The organism is Lactobacillus sp. ESL0677 (genome assembly GCF_029392875.1).
In the GTDB taxonomy this organism is placed as follows: Bacteria; Bacillota; Bacilli; order Lactobacillales; family Lactobacillaceae; genus Lactobacillus.
Genome location: NZ_CP113946.1, coordinates 694725 through 717248, shown reverse-complemented (window position 1 = coordinate 717248; position 22524 = coordinate 694725). Strand labels below are relative to the sequence as shown.

Sequence of the window (22524 nt, the reverse complement as noted above, 5' to 3'; positions counted from 1 at the left end):
AGCATGAGTAAGAGTGACGTTGACCAAAAAATTATTGCAGCATTCGCCAAATTAGCCGGAATTTACGGTTATAAGGGTACGACTACTCGTAAAATTGCCCAAGAGGCAGGGATTAATGAAAGCACGATTTTTCGTCACTTTACCGACAAAAAAGGTATTTTAAGGTCATTAATTATGCAATATACCAATGAAATTACCAAAGTTAGTCACGACTTTACTTTGACCGGCAATTCCGAAAAAGATATTCAACGTGTTGTCAGTATTTACCAATATTTCATTGAGCAACATAAGGGTATTTTCTTAATTGCTTTACGTGAAAATCGACAATTTCCTGAACTAATGGAAGCAATTGGACAGCTAATCACACTGCAACGTAACTTATATACCAAATTATTTGAAAAGATGCACCAACACGGTGAGATTGCGGATAATATCAACATTGCGGTTGAAGTCAATAACTTTTTACTGCTTAACTTTGGTCACAGCGTCTTTAAATTAGCTTACTCAGGACCCAATTTTCAAATTTCTGATCAAGATTATTTGACTAAAAACATCAAAGTTTTTACTAGTCATTTAAGAAATTAGCAATCAAAAAGGCACACAGCGTTTCGGCTGTGTGCCTTTTTTACATAATTATAATTCTTGATCTAGCTTAAGCAAAGCTTGTGTTACCTCAGCACACAATTTTTTACCTAAAATGCGTTCAACACTTGCTTCTGAACGTTTAACATAAGCAGCCGCATCTCGCTTAATTCCAATTGCCTTTGTGGTTAACATAATTTCCTTTAGGCGACTATCATGCGCGTCGGCTTTTTTAGCAATTAAATCTTTTTGCTCCAGCAACTTCAAAATATTAGTTGCCGTCGACTTGCGAATATTAAATTCATGCTCAATATCTCTTTGATAAACCTTCTGTTCCTTAGGTACCGCACTTAAAAACTGAATAATCACCATTTGCGTACCTGTTAGACCAATCGTCCGCGCATAACGATCAACATTGCGATTAAAGGTATTTTGTGCTCGCTGCAAAGCTAAACCAAAATTTCTCTTCATTAGTTAATTCTCACTTAAATTGTCCTTTTTTGTTGCTTTATGTAATAAGTATACGCCAATCACAACCAAAATTAATAAGAAAATTAGCCCAACTTGAGCACCATCAATCAGCTTGCCAGCCGTCGCTGTTTTTGAACTTATTTGCTGAACAAATTGCATGATAGCAGAAACAATTGACGTCCCAACGGCTCCGGAAAATTGCTGCACCATGTTGAACAAGCCATTACCATCAGCATTTTCTTCCTTAGTAAGCAGGTTCAAAGATGAAGTCATAGTATCACCCATAATTAAACCAGTTCCTGTCATAATTACTAAGTAAGAAATCAAAACGTTAACACCTGTAAAACGTTGGGCGAACAGACAAAACATAATGCTGCCCAATAGTTCAAAGCAAGCACCAGTCATAATTGGCTTTCTGGGGCCATAATTATCAAGCATCCGTCCACTGACTGGTGATGCAATTGCACCAATAGCACCACCCGGCAAAAGTAGCAACCCTGCAACCATTGCTGAAACACCATTTACAATTTGCAAGTAATTCGGCAAAATAAACGACAGTCCAACTGTATTAACTTGGAAAATAAAGTAGGCAATAATGCCAGCAGTAAATTTGCTGTTCTTCAGTAAGCGAATATTTAGCAGTGGCTCTTTTACCTTAAGTGAGTGCTCAATAAACACAACTAGGGCAATCAAACCGATAACTAGCGGCACAACAAATTCTAGTGGCCGTACTAAAATCCCTGATAAATTACTGAAAGCTAAAATTAGGCCAACAAAAGTTAGGGCAATTTCAATAAAACCTGACCAATCAAGCTTGGTATGACTTAAAGGATATGGATCCTTGGTGATGCACAGAACACCCATGATAAAGGAAATAATCATTACCGGAATAATCAGGATGAAAATATACCGCCAGCTGAGGGTATTAACAACTAGACCGCCAAACGTTGGCCCTAAGGCTGGGGCTACCGCCGTAATCATTGTGCCGATGCCCATCAAGAGACCAACTTTATCAAGTGGCGTTCTTTCCAAAATAATGTTAAACATCAACGGTAGTGCAATCCCAGCGCCGGCACCCTGCACAATCCGACCAACTACTAAAAAGATAAAGCCCATCGACTTTGTGGTCAATGAATCAATCAGTAACCCGATAATAAATAAGATTGCGGCTGTCACGAATAATTTTTTAGAACTAAAATTCTTCTTTAAATAAGCTGACAGCGGCATAATAATTGCAGCAATCAAAAGATAACCTGTCGTCATCCACTGCACCGTTGCCATATTTACGTTAAACTCTCTCATTAAAACAGGAAAGGTAATGTTACCTGCCGTTTCAATTAACACACCTGAAAAGGACATCAGGCCTGCTGCAAGAATTGATAAGATTAATTTTGCGTCTAATTTTCTTTGCATCTAATTCCTCCTAAATAAAATAGTTAGCTTGCTAACTATTACAAATAGCTATGTTATAACAATTTTTCATCAAATGCAAAGGGTTCTATAAAAGTAATCGTTTCCAATCTTTATAAGCAGACTTTGGCAAGTAAATCGGCCAAATTAAAAGCAGCAACAAGCATCTAAACTTGTTGCTGCCTAAAATTTTAATAATTAATATGCTCGTTGTCCCTTCTTATAGACTGCCTTGTCCTTTTGGGCCACAGCCTTAACATCAGTCAACGGATTTTCATCCAAAACCAGAAAGTCAGCATACTTGCCGATTGCTAAAGTACCATACTCATCATCAATCTTCATCAATTGTGCGGAATGAACACTGGTTTGTAAGGCTTCATAATTAGTGAAGCCTTGTTCTGTTAGCAATTGCAATTCAGTTGGCGTTTGGAAGTAATCATTAAATGGTGTTCCCGCGTCAGTACCCAAAGTAATCTTAACGCCGCGATTTTTAGCGTGCGTAATATTCTTACGCAAGTCGTCTAGGGCATCACTAGCCTTCTTTACTTCCCAATCCGGCATTATTCCTACCGCATAAGTAGGAAAGGCCCAATCGGCAACCACAGTGGCTGTCAAATAGGTACCTTGCTTAAGCATCATGTCAATTTGGTCATCATCAACATAAAAGCCGTGCTCAATTGAATCTACCCCAGCCTTAATTGCATTACCAATCCCAACATTGCCCTCTGCATGAGCCGCAACAATCAAGCCCTTATGGTGAGCCTCCTCGACTGCTGCACGCATTTCAGCAACACTTAATTGCGGATCATCCATAAAGTCGTTCTTGGTCATTACACCACCTGTGGCCATAACCTTAATATTCTTAGCACCCTTCTTCAAACCTTGACGTACAGCCTTGCGCATCTCATCAGGAGAGTCTACCAGATGAGCAAAATGCGGTGAGTCGCCGTGACCACCAGTCATTGAGTAAGCCATCCCTGACGGCATAATCTCGGGTGTCTTGGTAATCTTACCTTCTTCAATCATTCGCGCTAGTGTAATATCAATATCATAAGTAGACCCACATTCACGAATATAGGTTACGCCAGACTTAAGAAAATCATGCAGGTGCTGCACTGCACGGACAGTCGTCTCGACAACATTGGCAGTTGGATCGCCATCATACGCAGTTGAACTATTGTTAATGTGCGTATGACAATTAATCAACCCTGGCATCACGAACTTGCCTTCTAGGTCCACCACCTTGTCACCAGCAGGTGCAGAACCAGTTCCCATTGCCATAATCTTGCCTGTTTCGTCATCGACAACAAAGTAACTATTACTTGTAACTTTTTCTTCTTCACCATCATAAAGGTTCATGTTTTGATATACAGTTTGTGTCATTTTAAATGTTCTCCTTCTTACTTTTCCGATTATTAAAAATCATCATATCCTTATTTTATGAAGCCGACCTTGTACCATAATTGGTGGTCATTATTATTATCTGCTGGCTTAAGCGAATATCCGGTCACCTTATCATTAACGGCAAAAACAGAGTACGAATTAAACTCTGGGATTGCATATGCCTCATCATTCATATATTCTTGCCATTCATGGAATTTTTGTACCCGATATTTATGGTTAAAGGCCTTCTGCGAATCAATTGCCGCCAGCAGTTCATTATTCTTTTTGGTAACAAAACGGGTGTAATTCTTAGGAGAATTATCGGAGTAAAGACTGCTTGGCGATGCCTCACTATCCAGATGCCAGCCAATCTCACACATATCAAAGTCATGGCTGTCGCCCTCAAGCTTAGTTACATAGGAATTAAATTCTGTCAGACGATTTCCGATTAATTTAACGTTTAAGCCAATCTTATGCCACTGCTGCAGGTAATTTTGCTGGATTGGCTCCTGAGTTGGGTCAGTTTGCCTTGCCATATAGCGAATTGTTAACGGCTTACCATTAGGTTGGACCCGCCACTTACCCTTCTTTTTATAGCCAGCCTGATCCAGCAACTCATTAGCTTTTTTCAAATTGTAGGAATAACCACGCGCGTTTTTATCAAATACATCGCCAAACTGTGCGGGAATTAACGTTGGAACTCTAAAACTTAAGCCATGAGTATAGTGCTGGTAAACTTCATCAGTATTCATTGCATAGCCAATTGCCTGTCTTAAAGCCTTATTATTCATTTTGGCATGGGGATCCATAATGTTTTTATTCTTTTGTGCATCCCATTTACCGACCTTAAAACCGATAAAGTTGTAGCCTAATGGAACTTTAGCAACAAAATTGACACCCTTAGTGTTTTTAACTTGTTCCCATTGCGAATTAATTACTTGTGCAACATCATAAACCTTGCTCTTAATAGCCTGAGAAGCAGAATTAGTAGCTAAAACTGAAATTTCAATTTTGTCCAGTTTTGGTCGACCTCGCCAATAGTATTTATTCGGTACCCAAGTAACTGACTGACCACGAACGATTTTCTTTAACTTAAACGGCCCAAAATATAACGGGGATTTTCTAATCTTGTCAGATGACTGTAATTTATCAAACGGTACATCCTTTAGATAATGGTATGGTTCAGCTGTTTCCCAGAAAAAGTTGTTGCCTGAATATTCCATTCCCGGCTTCAATTCGTCAAAATGAATTATTACCCGACGCCCCTTTTCACCATCAGGCATTTCAATCCCAGTAATTGTCTTAGCTTGGCCTTCATGATAAGCTTTCATGCCCTTAATATTTTCAAAGGAATTGGAATAATTCTGCGATTGTGTACCCTTGTTAGCCAAAATCTCGTATGCGTACTCAATATCCTTAGCTACCACCTGCTTGCCATCAGACCACTTAACGCCTTTCTTAACATTAATTATTGCCGTATTGTTTTTCCTATCTAAGCGAATCGTAGCTGGACCTTTATCATTAAACTTGTAATGATCGTCAGTATCAAACAAGCTTTCATTACCAGGACTAGCAATATCATTATCAACAGCAGTATTTTTAATTTCGTTAGAAAAAATCCCGGTAAAGGGTGTATCTGTCTCCTCCGCAATTTTAAGCGTTCCACCCTGTTTCACTTTTTTAACCGGTGTTTTAATTGGAAACTTTTCACTAACCTTCGTGTTATTGTTATTACCGCCGCAAGCAGTCAACCCAATCGCTGCTGTACCAATAACTGCGGCTGACTGCATTAACTTCTTAAATTGAAAATTCATTCTTGTACCTCTCATTACCAATAAAAAAAGCCTCATTCAACTTAATGAATAAGGTTTTCATCTTGTAGTTCAACCCCATTCATTAGAACGCGAATAAGGGCTTAACTACAATCAATTACCAATTTTTAGTAATTATCTAGGTCAAGTCCTTTATGTTCAACAACAAGGCTAATGATTTTAATGCAGAAATAGCTCTAACAGCAATTTTCTTAATAATATTTGTATTTTTCATTAGAGCCATCTCCTTTTATCTAATTTATATTTAACATATTAACAAAATTTTAACGTATAGTCAACTCATATTTCAATATTATTAGTGTAAACTTTTTATGGGTAATAATCTTTTAGCTATTAAGCCAATTAAGCAAAAAAAGAAAGACAATAGCTAAAATAGCTATCGCCCTCCTATCTATATTTTACATTTAAACATAATCATAAATCGAAAATACTTGAAACAATTTTACATAACTCTTCCATCAGTTTTCGATCCTTACATTGACCAACTATTTCTCCATGGCGTGAATGATACGAATACATTGGTACCTGATTTAAAATCAAATCACCATTTATCTTACTATCGAAATCAACGAAGCGGCGTCGCCAAGAAATACCTTCTCTATGAACATGGGAAATTGCCATTGCATAAACTCTTCCCGTTTTAGAATTGTAAGAATCACGGCTTAATATCAGAAATGGTCTGCGAATATTGCCCTTCTCAGGCAAATGTCCACCAATTTCACTACCACTATGTGGTTCGGCATCCATAAAAACCAAGTCGCCTTGTTTTGGAAAAGAATTTACCATTCTATTTTTTCTCCTAAACGCTCACTCTGGTCAGAAGGGTCAAAGCCTAAGTCTTTAATATCTCTTTCAACGTCTTGAGGTGTCATTTCAACTTCATCCCAAAAGTTATTTTGTTTTTTTATAGGGGTGTAAATTAATCTTCCATTCTCGTCTTGCTCAAAGCTATAATACTCATCCACACTAACGTTTGCTTTTGCTGGAATAGTAATTGAAACTGAATGTCCTTGTTTTCGGGTTTTTAAATTATTTGCCTGTATCATTGTTTTACCTCCTAATAAAGTTAAATACATGTTAACACCTGTTAATACTCTCGTAAATAAAAACAGTTCTTGTATTAGTGTAAACTTTTTGTGGGTAATAATCTTTTAGCCTTTATTTGCTGTGTTTTATAGTTTTAACTTTTTAAAATTTGCGGCCAAAATGTAGCGATCATGACGTGTATGGTAATACTTCTTGCCCTTAATTATTTTGGTACTGTAAATCTTAATCTTTTGGCCCTTGCCCAGCTTTTTATCACTGAGACGATGGCCATTCTTGTCATAAACATAGGCATTATGCTTTAAGCGTAATTCACTACCCTTGAAGTTGCCGGCTGCAATATATCTGCCGTGCTTCGTGTTATAGAACTTGCGACCATTGATATAAATTGTCTCATAGGCCTTCATCTTCTTGCCACGCTTCAAGACAGTCTTGCCAACTCGCTTACCCTTTGAATTATAAACATAAGCGTTGTGCCGCAGTTTACCTTCAAAGCCAACGAAGTTGCGCGCAACTACATAATGATCATCACCGATGTAATAGTAGTAACGACCGTTTATTAATTGCTTATCGCCGTAAGTCTTAACCTGTGTGTCAATTGCAATAACAAGATTGCTTACTCGGCTGCCATTCTTATCGTAAACATAGGCATTGTGACGCAGCTTCTTAATTATCGCGTTATTATCTGCAGCACCCGAAGTTGATGTAGAAGCCGAGTTTGAAGCAGATGGTGTATTAGATGGTACATAGTTACCACCACCGCCATTGTTATCCCAGTCATTAGCAATCGACTTGCTCTTGCTAATTGAGGTGCTTTCACTCTGACTGGCAACAATTGAGGTCGACTTACTGTTACTCATGCTTATGCTGGCTGCACTAGAACTATTGCTGATTGAGGCACTAGTGCTAATACTGGTGCTGACAACTACCGAAGTACTCTCACTTTGACTAGTTGAAGTGCTGCGACTTGCCGAACTGTTGCTATCACTAATTGAAGTGCTGAAGCTTTCGCTGGCACTATCTACAAGTGAATTGCTGCGACTCATGCTGCGACTTGCCGAACTGTTGCTATCACTAATTGAAGTGCTGAAGCTTTCACTAGCACTATCTACAAGTGAATTGCTGCGACTCATGCTGCGACTTGCCGAATTATTACTGTCACTAATTGAAATGCTAAAGCTTTCGCTGGCACTAACAACGATTGAGTTGCTGAGACTGAGCGATGTGCTGTAACTTTCACTAGCTCTATCGGCCGCGAACTTGCTGTCCCGCTCACTTACTGAAGTGCTCAAACTTGCGTAATATGAACTGTTATTGACTGAATTACTGTAACTTTCACTAGTACTATTAGCAATTGATGTGCTCTCACTAGTTGAAGTACTAAAACTGCGACTGAAGCTATCAGCCATTGACTTACCTTCACTCTGACTATCTGACCGACTCAGAGATGCAGACCAATCACTGTTACTGATTGAGGTACTAAAGCTTTCACTTTGACTAACAACAATTGAATTACTTAAGCTTAGTGACTTGCTATAGCTCAAACTTGCATCATTTGCTACAGAACCACTGGCACTTAACGATCTACTGTAACTCTCACTGGCACTTATTGCCTTTGATTGACTGTCTCGCTGACTTGCCGATGCACTTAAGCTGGCTGAATATGAGCTATTGTTGAGTGAGTTGCTATAGCTTTCACTATTACTATCAGCTTGCGATTTACTACGGCTGGTGCTCGTTGAGCGACTTGTACTTGCCTGATAGTCACTGTTACTAATCGAGGTACTGAAGCTTTCACTTTGGCTAACAACAATCGAATTACTTAAGCTTAGCGACTTGCTATAGCTCAAACTTGCTGCACTTGCTACTGAATCACTTTCACTTAACGATCTACTGTAACTCTCGCTGATGCTGTTAGCAGCTAGTTGGCTGGTAGATCTACTTAAACTAGCAATATAGTTGCTATCACTCAATGATTTACGATAGCTTTCACTAGCACTATCTGCTTGCGATTTACTACGGCTTTCACTAGTTGAACGGCTTGTACTTGCAAGATAATCACTGGCACTCAGTGACGCACTATAGCTCTCGCTGGCACTTATTGCCTTTGATTGACTGTCTCGCTGGCTTGCCGATGCACTTAAGCTGGCTGAGTAAGAACTGTTGTTGAGTGAGTTACTATAGCTTTCACTATTACTATCTGCTTGTGATTTGCTACGACTTTCACTAGTTGAGCGACTAGTGTTTGCTGCATAATCACTCATGCTAATCGAGGTACTAAAGCTTTCACTTTGGCTGACAACTATTGAATTACTCTCACTTAATGATCTGCTCATACTCAAGCTACTTAAAGTAGCTACAGATGCGCTTACGCTCAACGAATTACTATAGCTTTGGCTGCTACTATCAGCGATTGATTTACTATCGCTTTGACTAACTGAAGTACTTAAACTTGCCGATGCATTACTATTATTAATTGATGTGCTATAGCTCTGACTCTCACTACTTACTAACGACTGACTATCCCGCTGGCTAGCTGAAGCACTTAAACTTGCCGAGTATGAACTGTTGTTAAGTGAATTACTAATACTCTCACTAATGCTGTCTGCTTGTGACTTGCTACGACTTTCGCTGGCTGAATGACTCAGACTTGCCACATAGTCACTAGCACTGATGGAATTACTGAAGCTTTCACTCTGGCTAACTACTGCTGAGTTACTGTTGCTTAGTGATGTGCTGTAACTCTGACTCTCACTACTTGCTAACGATTGACTATCTCGCTGGCTAGCTGAAGCACTTAAACTTGCCGAGTATGAACTGTTGTTAAGTGAGTTACTGTTACTCTCACTAATACTGTCTGCTTGTGACTTGCTGCGACTCTCGCTGGTTGAGCGACTCGTACTTGCCACATAGTCACTAGTACTGATGGAATTACTGAAGCTTTCACTTTGGCTTACTGCCTTTGAGTTACTCAAACTATTGCTCAAGCTTTCTGATGCAGTAGAGTTGCTTGATGCACTAATTGCTGATGCAAATGAGTTTTGCAAGCTCTTAGAAATACTGTCACTTTGGCTAACTGCTGCTGAGTTACTGTTACTTAGTGATGTGCTGTAACTTTGACTGGCGCTATCAGCGATTGACTTACTATCACTTTGGCTCTTTGAGGTACTTTGACTTGCAGAACTATTACTTTCACTTAATGACGTACTATAACTTTGGCTGGCACTAGCTGCGGCAGAATTGCTTGCACTCAGTGATGTGCTATAACTCTGGCTGCCACTATCAGCAGCTGACTGGCTATCCCGCTGGCTAGCTGAGGTACTCAAACTTGCCGATGCATTACTATTATTGATTGATGTGCTATAGCTCTGACTCTCACTACTTGCTAACGATTGACTGTCTCTCTGGCTAGCTGAAGCACTTAAACTTGCCGAGTAAGAACTGTTGTTGAGTGAATTACTATTACTCTCACTAATACTGTCTACTTGTGACTTGCTGCGACTCTCACTGGTTGAGCGGCTCGTATTTGCCACATAATCACTGGCACTAATTGAAGTACTGAAGCTCTCACTCTGGCTAACTACCACTAAGTTACTGTTGCTTAGTGATGTGCTGTAGCTTTGACTCGTACTATCAGCAGCTGACTGGCTATCTTTTTGACTAGCTGAAGTGCTTTGACTGGCAGAGGTACTACTGTTATTCAACGAATTACTGTAGCTTTCGCTAGTGCTAATTACTGTTGACTGGCTGTCTCGCTGACTAGCTGAAGCACTTAAGCTTGCCGAATATGAGCTGTTGTTAAGTGAATTACTATTACTCTCACTGATGCTGTCTGCTTGCGATTTACTGCGACTTTCACTGGTTGAGCGACTCGTACTTGCAATATAATCGCTTGCACTAAGTGAATTACTGAAGCTTTCACTTTGGCTTGCGGCTGCAGAATTACTCTCACTCAATGATGTGCTGAAACTTTGACTAGTGCTATCAGCAATTGACTTACTATCACTTTGGCTCCTTGAGGTACTTTGGCTTGCAAAACTATTACTATTGCTGATTGAAGCACTGTAACTTTCACTCGCACTAGCTGCTGCAGAATTGCTCTTACTCAATGATGCACTGAAACTCTGGCTGGTACTATCGGCGACAGATTGACTGTCTCTTTGACTAGCTGAAGCACTTAAGCTGGCTGAGTATGAACTATTATTCAATGAATTACTATAACTTTCGCTAATGCTGTTGACCAACGATTGACTGTCTCGCTGGCTAGCTGAAGCACTTAAACTTGCCGAGTATGAACTGTTGTTAAGTGAGTTACTGTTACTCTCACTAATACTGTCTGCTTGTGACTTGCTGCGACTCTCGCTGGTTGAGCGACTCGTACTTGCAATATAATCGCTCATGCTAATTGAGTTACTGAAGCTTTCACTCTGGCTAGCTGCTTTTGAGTTACTCAAACTATTGCTCAAGCTTTCTGATGCAGTAGAGTTGCCTGACGCACTAATTGCTGATGCAAATGAATCTTGCAAGCTCTTAGAAATACTGTCACTTTGGCTAACTGCTGCTGAGTTACTATTGCTTAGTGATGTACTGTAGCTTTGACTCGCGCTAACTGTTGTAGAGTTGCTTTCACTTAATGATGTACTGAAACTCTGACTCGCACTATCAGCAATAGATTTACTATCACTTTGACTCTTTGAAGTACTTCGGCTGGCAAAACTATCACTGTCACTTAGTGACATACTATAGCTTTGACTCGCACTAGCAGCGATTGATTTACTATCACTTTGGCTAGCTGAAGCACTTAAACTTGCCGAGTAAGAGCTGTTGTTAAGTGAGTTACTATTACTCTCACTAATGCTATCTGCCTGCGACTTACTGCGACTTTGGCTGGCTGAATGACTCATACTTGCCACATAGTCACTAGTACTGATGGAATTACTGAAGCTTTCACTCTGGCTAACTACTGCTGAGTTACTGTTACTTAGTGACGTGCTGTAGCTTTGACTGGCGCTATCGGCAGCTGATTGACTGTCTTTTTGACTAGCTGAAGTGCTTTGGCTTGCGGAACTATCACTGTTACTTAGTGACGTACTATAACTTTGACTGGCACTAACTACTACAGAGTTGCTTTCACTTAATGATGTACTGTAACTCTGACTAGCACTAGCTGCAGCTGACTGACTGTCTTTTTGACTAACAGAAACACTTAAGCTGGCTGAGGTACTGCTATCATTCAATGATTTACTGTAACTTTCGCTAATGCTGTTGACCAACGATTGACTGTCTCGCTGACTAGCTGAAGCACTTAAACTTGCCGAGTATGAACTGTTGTTAAGTGAATTACTATTACTCTCACTAATGCTGTCTGCTTGTGACTTGCTACGACTTTCGCTGGCTGAATGACTCGTGCTTGCAATATAATCGCTCATACTAATTGAGTTACTGAAGCTTTTACTTTGACTAACTGCTGTAGAGTTGCTTTCACTTAATGATGTACTGTAACTCTGACTACTACTATCAGCAGTCGACTGACTATCTTTTTGGCTAGTTGAAGTGCTTTGGCTGGCAGAGATATTACTGTTATTCAACGAATTACTGTAACTCTCACTTGCGCTAATTACTGTTGACTGACTGTCTCGCTGGCTAGCTGAAGCACTTAAACTTGCCGAGTAAGAACTGTTGTTAAGTGAGTTACTATAGCTTTCACTATTACTATCAGCTTGTGACTTGCTGCGACTCTCGCTGGTTGAGCGACTCGTACTTGCCACATAGTCACTAGCACTGATGGAATTACTGAAGCTTTCACTTTGGCTAGCTGCCTTTGAGTTACTTAAGCTGTTACTCAAGCTTTCTGATGCAGTAGAGTTGCCTGACGCACTAATTGCTGATGCAAATGAGTTTTGCAGACTCTTAGAAATACTGTCACTTTGGCTAACTGCTGCTGAGTTACTGTTACTTAGTGATGTGCTGTAGCTTTGACTGCTACTATCAGCAATTGACTTACTATCACTTTGGCTCTTTGAGATGCTTTGACTGGCAGAACTATTACTGTTGCTGATTGAAGCGCTGAAACTCTGGCTGGCACTAACCGCTGTAGAGTTGCTTTCACTTAATGATGTACTGTAACTCTGACTACTACTATCAGCAGTTGACTTACTATCACGTTGACTTGTTGAAATACTTTGGCTAGCAGAAATATTACTGTTATTCAACGAATTACTGTAACTCTCACTTGCGCTGATAGCGGCAGACTGACTGTCCCTTTCACTCGCAGAAGCACTTAGACTAGCTGAATAAGAGCTATTGTTAACAGAATTACTGTAGCTCTGACTGGCACTCTCGGCCTTTGAGCGACTTTGACTCTGACTTGTTGACTGGCTAGTGCTTGCGATATAATCACTAGCACTAATAGATTTACTGTAACTTTCGCTCGCGCTAACCACCACAGAATTACTATTACTTAATGACGTGCTATAACTTTGACTAGCACTTTCTGCAGCTGAATTACTGTCACTAATTGAATTACTATAACTTTCACTCTGACTAATTACCCCTGAGTTGCTTAAACTATTACTCAAACTTGCGGATGAATTTGAATTGCCCGAGGCGCTAATTGCTGATGAATATGAACTTTGTAAACTCGTAGAGATGCTCTGGCTTTCACTATCTGCAGCCAACTTACTATTGCTTTGACTGTTTGAGGTACTTAAACTGGCGGAACTGTTACTGCCGCTAATCGAGGTACTGAAACTCTCGCTCGCACTGGCAACGATTGAATTACTCTTGCTAATTGAGGTACTAAAGCTTTCACTCGCACTATCTGCAATAGATTTGCTCTCGCTTTGACTGTTTGAGGTACTTAAACTAGCGGAACTGTTACTACCACTAATCAAAGCACTATGACTAACACTTTCACTGTCAGCTTCTGATTTACTATCACTTTGGCTGGTCGAAGTACTTGCACTTGCAGAATTATTACTGTTGCTGATTGAAGTACTGAAGCTCTTACTCTCACTGTCCGCAATAGATTTACTATCACTTTGGCTGGTCGAAGTACTTGCACTTGCAGAAATATTGCTGTTGCTGATTGAAGCACTGAAACTCTCACTCTCACTGGCAACGATTGAATTACTCTTGCTAATTGATGTGCTAAAGCTTTCACTCTGACTGTCTGCAGCTGACTTACTAGCACTTTGACTTGTGAAGGTACTTACACTTGCAGAATTGTTGCTCGTACTTAATGATGCACTGTTGCTGACACTCAAGCTATTAGCTTCTGATTTACTATCACTTTGGCTGGTCGAAGTACTTGCACTTGCAGAAATATTGCTGTTGCTGATTGAAGTACTGAAACTCTCACTTGCACTAACAATAATTGAATTACTCTTGCTAATTGAGGTACTAAAGCTTTCACTCGCACTGTCTGCGGCTGACTTGCTAGTACTTTGGCTGGTCGAAGTACTTACACTTGCAGAATTGTTGCTCGTACTTAATGATGCACTGAAGCTCTTACTCTCACTGTCCGCAATAGATTTACTATCACTTTGGCTGGTCGAAGTACTTATACTTGCAGAAATATTACTGTTGCTGATTGAAGCACTGAAGCTTTCACTCGTACTGGCAACGATTGAGTTACTGTTACTTAGTGATGCACTATAGCTCAAACTATCCTTAGCATTTGAATTACCAGAAGCATTAATTGCCGATTCAATTGAGTTTTGTACACTTGTTGAAATGCTTTCACTCAAGCTATCAGCAATTGATTTGCTAGTGGAATTGCTCAAACTAACCGAACTGTTACTCTTGCTAATTGAAGCGCTGAAACTCTCGCTCGTACTGTCTGCAGCTGACTTACTAGTACTTTGACTGGTCGAAGTACTTATGCTTGCAGAAATATTACTGTTGCTGATTGAAGCACTAAAGCTTTCACTTGTACTAGCAATAATTGAATTACTCGTGCTTAGTGATGCGCTAAGGCTTTCACTCTGACTGTCCGCAATAGATTTACTAGTGCTTTGGCTAGCTGAAGTACTCAAACTGGCAGAACTGTTACTCTTGCTAATTGAGGTACTAAAACTCTCACTTGCACTGGCAACGATTGAATTACTCTTGCTTAGTGATGCGCTAAAGCTTTCGCTCGCACTGTCCGCAATAGATTTACTATCACTTTGGCTGATCGAAGTACTTGTGCTTGCAGAAATATTACTGTTGCTGATTGAAGTGCTGAAGCTTTCACTTGCACTAGCAACGATTGAGTTACTGTTACTTAGTGATGCACTATAACTCAAACTATCCTTAGCATTCGAATTACCAGAAGCATTAATTGCCGATGAAAATGAATTTTGTAAACTCTCAGAAGTACTGTCACTTTGGCTGATTGCTGTCGAATTACTCTGACTAATTGATGCGCTAAGGCTTTCACTCGCACTGTCCGCAATAGATTTACTCATGCTTTGGCTAGTGGAATTGCTCAAACTGGCAGAATTATTACTATTGCTAATTGAGGTACTAAAACTCTCACTTGCACTGGCAACGATTGAATTGCTCTTGCTTAGTGATGCGCTAAAGCTTTCGCTCGCACTGTCTGCAGCTGACTTACTAGTACTTTGACTTGTAGAAGTACTTGTACTTGCAGAATTGTTGCTCGTGCTAATCGAAGCGCTAAAACTTTCACTTACACTGGCAACGATTGAATTACTCTTGCTTAGTGATGCACTATAACTCAAGCTATCCTTGGCATTCGAATTACCAGAAGCATTAATTGCCGATGAAAACGAATTTTGTAAACTCTCAGAAGTACTGTCACTCAAGCTATCAGCAGTTGATTTGCTAGTGGAATTGCTCAAACTGGCAGAATTATTACTATTGCTAATTGAGGTACTAAAACTCTCACTCGCACTGGCAGCGATTGAATTACTCTTGCTAATTGAAGTACTAAAACTCTCGCTCTTACTGTCAGCAATTACTTTACTAGTACTATCACTAAGAGATCTGCTAATACTTGCACTGTCAACTGCTGACTGGCTCTTGCTTTGACTTAATGACAGTGAGCTAGCCGAACTTGACTGACTCATTTGTGAATTATCAACCAGTAGACTTTCAATCTCTGAGTGCGTTGCGGCATCAGATAAGCTACCAGCTTCAGACAGTGAATTCTGAACACTAGCTGAAAGCTGCTGTCCTTGCGATATCAATGAGGAATTGAGTCGACTGGTTTCCGAAGTCATGCTAGGGTTCATACTGTCACTATTATTACTTGCTGACTCACTTGCCGAAGCAATATAACGTGAGGCCGATAATGATGCCGAATTATAGTCGGCTACACTCTGATTTAATGCAGAAAGCGCTGCACTTGAAGCCTGCGAGCTTGCTGCTAGGCTTTGTGAATTAATATTAGAAATTGCATTCAACTTACTTTGAGAAGCTGACAAACTTGCACTGATCGATAAAGAATTTTGCGCTGAGGCGCTTGCTTCATAATTCGAATTTTCATTTGAAACTGCTTCATGCATTGAAGAATTACTCTTACTTAGATTTAAGTAACGTGAAACCGTTGAAGAATAATTTTTACTGGTAACTTCCGATGCACTCAAACTAGCAATAATACTATCTGACAAACTTTCAGAAGCATTAAGCGAAACATGACTCAAGCTAGTCAATTGCGAGTCTTTCAGTGAGTTGCTGACACTAATTGACTTGCTCATTCTGATAATATCAGCCTTCATACTAATAATCGCTGAAGTTGCTGCCGAGTTCGATAAACTCATATCAGCAGATTGTCTTTGCCATAAACTCACTGAAAATGAATTAATCTGTGAAGTAACAAGCGACGTGTCATTGCTGTCTTTAGCACTTGCCAGTGATGCAGCATTACTCTCATCTGTTACTTGCTTACTTGTAGAAGCAAACCAGGTGCTAGTAGACTCACTGTTAGCAGTACTTACTGAATTAGCACTGCTGCTTTCACTTACTAGCGATGCCGACTTACTTTCAGCCTGACTAATTACCTTACTTTGAGAATTTGAATCATTAAAACTTCTATTCTTGTAAGCAGACAAGCTAAGACTTTGACTGCTAAGCAAGCTAAGATTGCTTGAAGCGTATATGCTATTGGCAAAGCTTTGAGCATGGTCACTAGCTACACTAGCTGAGCGGGATTGACTATTAGCGATATAAGACTGCAGCATCGCGCTGTCACTATTAGCAACAGAAATATTATTGGAAGCAATGGCTGAATTATTGGAAGCATTATCGGAGCCGCCACCGATGATTAAACTATTAAAAGTATCATCATCGTCGCCATTCACTTTTGAATCTTGCATAGATGCTAAGCTGCTGGCATACGAATTAGCAAGTGACGCAGCTTGTGAGCCTTTTTCATGTAAACTGGCTGAACCAGACGAATCATGATTGTTACTGGCCCAACTCTTAGATTCTGACTGTGACACATAATCAGTTAACGATGAATGATTGGCACTAGTATTGTTAAAATCATTGGCAATCGAGTTAGCTTCTGAATTAGCATCAAAATTATCTTGCAAGTTAACCAATGAATTTGGCGCTAAAGTCGTCTCTTTAGTTGTCTGCGATTGTTGCAATTGCGGTTTAACATGGCTCGCCTGACTGGTCGCACTTGTTGATGCTGATTCAGTAGTCGATGCTGCACTGGCAGTAGACTGTGATTTAACTACTGTTGAACTCTGCGGTTCTTTTTGACTATCAACAGATGACTTTATGTTTGTACTAGATGATTGTTTAGGTATTACCTTAGATTGTGTTTGACTAAGTGCTTCTGCCGTACTAGTCGAATTGCCCTGCGTAGTCTGCTCATAATCGGCTGCACTGGCACTCTGAGAAGCAGGAATTACTGCTGAATTAGCATTAACGAGCAAATGTTCATAATTTGTTGTTTTAACCTTCGGCACATTAGTTGCCGCATGAGCTACTTGCGGCGAATTCAATAAGCCGCCTAAAATACCGCCAATTCCGGCTGTACTCGCAGCTAACAAATTACGCTCTAGCGACCGCATCCTTTCTATTTTTTTCTTTTTTGTTAACTCTTTCTCTAACTTTTTGTTTTGATCTGAATTTACCATCTTATACACCTAACTTAATAATAGATAACTCAGATTTCATGACGGTTACCCGTTACTTGGCGCTAAATTCGATTAACTCCAACTAGACCTGAGAAAGCAATTTACATTGCTATCTTGAATAACAATAAAATTACACTTACTACTAATAACTAATAGTAGTTCTTTTCTAACACACACTTTTTATACTATACAAGTCGCAATACTAGCGGCTTAGTTGTAACTATTATAATAATTATTTCTATAAATTCAATGGTACTTTTTACACAATAATTGTTAGTAATAATAACCAAATTACACTTAGCGATTTATATATACTGGTTATTTATTTAATAGAATTCAGGGGCAAGTCAATAAACACACGATTCTAATTAAATAACCTTATTGCTTATAATTAATAAAAATAATCAGCAATAATTTAAAAAAGTAGCAAAAATATCATTACTTTTATTAAACTTAACGATATCTTAAGATTTTCACCTTCCAGTTAATTATCAATATAATATATGATTAAATATATTTGTAAATTATATATAAATACTCATAAATTATAATATTTATATATCGTATTAAATAAAAAGTATCCTAAGTCACTTTTTAAAATAACTTAGGATACTTTATTCTGATAATTATTGATTATTCTCTGCAGTTGCTGCGGCCACAATTGCATCTGCTTTAGTTGCAAAATTTTGATAGCTATTAGCTAGGTCAGTTGCTGCGCTAATTGCCGCAGCTGCCTTAGACAATTCACCATTTAATTCAGCACGATAAGCTGATTGTCGGGTAATTGTTAGCTTAGTCAGCTTCATCAACGCTGCTCTGGAACTAAGCCATTTATTTTTAACATTTTCCAATGCCTCTTGTTGCAGAACTCCACTTAGTTGCTGCGTTACAAGGGTATTGATCTTACTTTTAGCATCTTGATATGCCGCGTTCAATTTATCAAGGTCTGCAGCTAAGACCACACCGTGACTAACCATATCGGCCATACTATCAATCTGATCTTTTAGCTGCTGAACATTAGTCAGTTCAGAATGTTGATCAAGTCCAGCCTTGGCACTACTTGCTTGATCTTTTAGCAAGCTATTCAGCCAGGACTTGCAGACATTCAATATTTGTTCAGTATAAAAATCCCGAGCCTGATTAGTTGGTGTATAATCATCCCGATTTTCAACCCGATTAGAGCCAAACTTACTGTCAATATAACCATTCCCGTTAACTACTTGAGCATCAATCTGCGCTTTTGTAGCCGCATCAGTAATGTTAAGCGTATTAACACAATTTTGACCATAAGCTTTCAGCTCAGACTTGGCTGATTCATGGTTAAAGCTATCAAGTGCGTTCCCGCGATAATAATTAACTGTATCAAAGTCGGTTGCCTTGTCAATATAGTAAACTGCATCATCATGTGCCGTCTTTATCTTAGTCAAGAATGGCTGCTGGTCATCGACACTTAATCCTGAAGCCTTAACGCGAGCATTTGCAGCTTCCAAGCCACTATCCAGCTCTTTTTCCGTAGTCAGCTTCATCTGGTCCAAACCCATAATATTGCCAATATAGACCGTTGCTGATTTACCTGCAATTTCAGGATTAAAGCCAATAAAGTTGGCCTCTGGCGTTAAGTCAATTGCGGCGCCACTGTGAATACCCGGCGTGTCAACTGGGAAAGTAATACTAAACTTACCGTCTGGATTAGCCATAGCACTGTATACATGGCCCAAATCGCCATTAACATCATTGGTTAAATTATATGGATCTGTGACTTGACCGTTAGTATAGATATTCGGCAAGCCCCTAATTTGCGCCTTTACGTAAGGATACATCCCACAAGTCATCAGCTTACTGAAGGCATTGTTTGGCTGTATTGGACCATCTGTATCAGCGTTAAAGTTATCTACCTTACCTGTAACTGTAATTGAGCCATCCGCATTTTGGTGATATGATGCCTGTCCTAATACGCCATTGTCATCTTCAATATCCAAGAATCCTCCTTGGTTAGGAGATACCATCATGATATTGTTGTAACCCGGATTTCCCTGGTCAGAAAACGCATTACTAATTACTTGACTAAAAATAGTATCAAGCATGATATTTTTAGTTTGCGAATCTTGCAAGTATGACACAATATCGTCTGTCTTAAAGGCTTTCTGCAAAATTTGCACAATTGCCGCATTATTTGGATCAGCGACTAAGCCCTTAATAGCTTTGATTGCATCATCTGAAATAGTCTGATTTCCATTTAAAACCGAAATCTTATTAACGCCAATTGTTTGCAGGTTGCCGACGGACTTTTTCTGTACATTTAAGATATGAAATGGTGGCAGTGTAATTGGGTTAAGCTTATCAAAGTTAAATACCTGCCGCACATTCTTAATGTCGATTTCGCTATCACCAATAATACTTGTACCAGGAACTTTATTATTAGAAGCGTTTAACACCAACTTTTGCGGGTTATTAACCGTCAAAGCATCACTGCTGGCAACATCAACCAAGATTATTTTCTTATTACCAGCACCATAACCAGAATTATCAGGATGATTCGGATCATTCTGCAGCTCAATATCTAACGTTCCGTTGTTTAGGTCAGCTTTACCAGTGATATAAATTAACGTACCTGAATAGTCCTGCATATTTTTGCCAAAGACATTCAAAGCAGCACCAGGGCCAATAGTTAAACTCCCCTGGTCATAAATTAATGTGCCTGCTTTCGTTGAACCGCCCGCACTTTGACTAATATCACCGTTAGTATTGATGTTAATCGTACCATTGTCAATCAGCTTAGCTTTATTTCCGCTTTGACTAGTCATCATAATGGCTGCGGCTCTGCGTTTATCCAAGCCTCCAGTATAATCATCCGTGCCCACATTAATCGTTAATTGAGCTCGCTTATTGACTGTTACGGTACCAATACCATTAATAATTGCAATTCCACTAGCTTTGTTACTATGTTGAGCATTATCGCCATTATTACCATCATCTTTACGTGGATTCAGGGTAACATCTGCACCACTGTCAATTAGAATGTTATTCGTCCGACTTCTTCCGTTAGGACCACCATTATCATCGACTCCATTGTCAAGCTCGAGCACATTACCGTCACTTGTCGAACCCACGAACTTACAATCCTTAGTAAAAATCAAATTTTGTCCTGGCTGATACAACTCAAATAATTGCTGGCCACCACCATCACAACTATAACTCTTACCATCAATTGGACTGACATACGACTGAACAGCATCCCCATTAACCGTACCCTTAATATAAATATCGGAGTACTGACCACTATAAGTAACTTGCGAACCAACAAAATTAACATTATCAAGTGTTAACTTACATGGCGTCGATGTGCCATCAACCGAATTATCAAGACCATAAAAACTTTGTGAATAAATATCTAGATTACGATAAGTTAAATCAGTAGTTCCCCGATTGGCAGTATCAGTCAAGCTATCATCTGGCCGTGGACCAGAATAATGCAAGTCAAGGATGAAGCGTTGGTTCTTTGTCGGATCCGACTGGATTAATAATTGTCGTTCAGGAAAATTAAGGTTAGTTTTACCACCTGTGACATTGGACGCAATATTATTTTCAAGATCGATCTCACTAACATTTGCATCTTGAATCGCACTAACAAACTCTTGCCAAGTTGTTACCTGACGAGCCAATCCTGCTAGTTGTGGCTCAGGTTGTGGTTCAGCAGTTGTTTGGGTTGATGCGATTGCTGGCTGATTGACGGTCTGACTGGCCTTGTCCGCACTTACTGATGGCTGCTTAGTTGAAGTTGATGGCGTTACCGATTGATTAGCTGTCACAACTGGTGCCGAATTTTGTTCAGTTGCAGCAGGTACAGTAGATGACGCTGTCGCCGTTTCAGTTGACGTTGCATCAGCTGCTTTGACTTGGTTTGTAGTGTCCTGTATGGTTGCTGGCTGCTTTACTGTAGTTTTAGTCTGATCTACACTGCTGGACTTAGCTGACTTTTTATCACTAAAAAATCCCTTCAGCCCCTTATAAGTAGAAAGATTTTCCTTCTTAGTCGGCTCAGCCGACTTTTGCGGATTATTAGTTGTTTCTTCCTTATCCTGAGTTGGAGCGGCAATTGTATCAGCCTTCGCCGATTGATTGTTCAGCCCTAAAAAAGTCACTCCTAATAACACCGATACCACACCAACACTTAACTTTCTAATGGAAAAGCGTTCACGTTTTGCTTGTGACTCGTCTTGCCTAATTCTTTTAGCAAAATTATTCTTACCTACCATAATTTTCCTTTCCGTATATCGCCTTCAGCAACATACTTCGCACTTTATACATAAGCGAATTTTAAAGTATTTAATCTTCAATGTAAATATATTCACAAATACTAAACTGAATTTTAAAATAACAATTATGTAAAATAACGACAAATTTATAATAGGTAAATTTTTTATCATATCTAAGCTCTATTATCTAGCCAAAAAATTAATAACAAACTTTCCTCCTTTCGACCTTTTTTAAAATCAATTTTTCCTTAAATCATGAAAATAAATTGTATACTATTCTGATATTAAAAAGTGTCTGTACCCTTTACCCTGTTGATGGGTAGTATTCCTTAACAGGATATTTTTGTACAAAAAAGAGGCCATAACTTCGTCTCAAACTTTCCAAAACCTTGATTGCAGAATTAAGCAAATTCAACGCCCAACTTATAGTCATCGCAATTTTTCAAATGC

The 22524-nt window shown here is 39.4% G+C and carries 9 protein-coding genes; 1 reads left to right on the top strand and 8 read right to left on the bottom strand.

Annotation, left to right across the window (positions count from 1 at the left end; translation table 11 throughout):
* Positions 1-3: 3 nt before the first annotated feature.
* The gene (locus OZX76_RS03465; RefSeq protein WP_277180981.1) at positions 4-585 is read left to right on the top strand and encodes a TetR/AcrR family transcriptional regulator; all 582 of its coding nucleotides are present in this window, start codon (positions 4-6) and stop codon (positions 583-585) included.
* A 48-nt stretch (positions 586-633) separates the two neighbouring features.
* Here the strand turns inward: OZX76_RS03465 and OZX76_RS03460 are convergent, their stop codons facing one another.
* The 8 genes from OZX76_RS03460 to OZX76_RS03425 all read right to left on the bottom strand — a co-directional run bounded on the left by OZX76_RS03460 (position 634) and on the right by OZX76_RS03425 (position 22074).
* On the bottom strand, positions 634-1053 hold the full coding sequence (locus OZX76_RS03460) for a MarR family winged helix-turn-helix transcriptional regulator (RefSeq protein WP_277134012.1): 420 nt from the start codon (positions 1051-1053) through the stop codon (positions 634-636).
* A gap of 3 nt (positions 1054-1056) precedes the next feature.
* Positions 1057-2466, bottom strand: a complete 1410-nt coding sequence (locus tag OZX76_RS03455; RefSeq protein ID WP_277180979.1) for a DHA2 family efflux MFS transporter permease subunit — start codon at positions 2464-2466, stop codon at positions 1057-1059.
* A 195-nt stretch (positions 2467-2661) separates the two neighbouring features.
* Positions 2662-3846: an amidohydrolase family protein gene (locus tag OZX76_RS03450; protein WP_277180977.1), complete on the bottom strand. Its 1185-nt coding sequence runs from the start codon at positions 3844-3846 to the stop codon at positions 2662-2664.
* 50 nt (positions 3847-3896) lie between these two features.
* A complete protein-coding gene (locus OZX76_RS03445; RefSeq protein ID WP_277180975.1) occupies positions 3897-5660 on the bottom strand; it encodes an oligopeptide ABC transporter substrate-binding protein in 1764 nt (587 codons plus the stop codon).
* A gap of 432 nt (positions 5661-6092) precedes the next feature.
* Positions 6093-6464, bottom strand: coding sequence for a type II toxin-antitoxin system PemK/MazF family toxin (locus tag OZX76_RS03440; RefSeq protein WP_277180974.1), 372 nt, complete (start codon positions 6462-6464; stop codon positions 6093-6095).
* On the bottom strand, positions 6458-6724 hold the full coding sequence (locus OZX76_RS03435) for a hypothetical protein (RefSeq protein WP_277180972.1): 267 nt from the start codon (positions 6722-6724) through the stop codon (positions 6458-6460). Before OZX76_RS03435 ends, OZX76_RS03440 begins: the two co-directional genes overlap by 7 nt.
* Before the next feature lie 126 nt (positions 6725-6850).
* On the bottom strand, positions 6851-17818 hold the full coding sequence (locus OZX76_RS03430) for an SLAP domain-containing protein (RefSeq protein ID WP_277180970.1): 10968 nt from the start codon (positions 17816-17818) through the stop codon (positions 6851-6853).
* A 626-nt stretch (positions 17819-18444) separates the two neighbouring features.
* A complete protein-coding gene (locus OZX76_RS03425; RefSeq protein ID WP_277180968.1) occupies positions 18445-22074 on the bottom strand; it encodes a pectate lyase-like adhesive domain-containing protein in 3630 nt (1209 codons plus the stop codon).
* Positions 22075-22524: the final 450 nt, after the last annotated feature.

What these genes read in the sequence shown, in the direction of transcription:
- OZX76_RS03465 (WP_277180981.1), top strand. Translation starts at nt 4, where the DNA reads ATGAGTAAGAGTGACGTTGACCAAAAAATTATTGCAGCATTCGCCAAA.
- OZX76_RS03455 (WP_277180979.1), bottom strand. Translation starts at nt 2,466, where the DNA reads ATGCAAAGAAAATTAGACGCAAAATTAATCTTATCAATTCTTGCAGCA.
- OZX76_RS03460 (WP_277134012.1), bottom strand. Translation starts at nt 1,053, where the DNA reads ATGAAGAGAAATTTTGGTTTAGCTTTGCAGCGAGCACAAAATACCTTT.
- OZX76_RS03440 (WP_277180974.1), bottom strand. Translation starts at nt 6,464, where the DNA reads ATGGTAAATTCTTTTCCAAAACAAGGCGACTTGGTTTTTATGGATGCC.
- OZX76_RS03425 (WP_277180968.1), bottom strand. Translation starts at nt 22,074, where the DNA reads ATGGTAGGTAAGAATAATTTTGCTAAAAGAATTAGGCAAGACGAGTCA.
- OZX76_RS03445 (WP_277180975.1), bottom strand. Translation starts at nt 5,660, where the DNA reads ATGAATTTTCAATTTAAGAAGTTAATGCAGTCAGCCGCAGTTATTGGT.
- OZX76_RS03435 (WP_277180972.1), bottom strand. Translation starts at nt 6,724, where the DNA reads ATGATACAGGCAAATAATTTAAAAACCCGAAAACAAGGACATTCAGTT.
- OZX76_RS03430 (WP_277180970.1), bottom strand. Translation starts at nt 17,818, where the DNA reads ATGGTAAATTCAGATCAAAACAAAAAGTTAGAGAAAGAGTTAACAAAA.
- OZX76_RS03450 (WP_277180977.1), bottom strand. Translation starts at nt 3,846, where the DNA reads ATGACACAAACTGTATATCAAAACATGAACCTTTATGATGGTGAAGAA.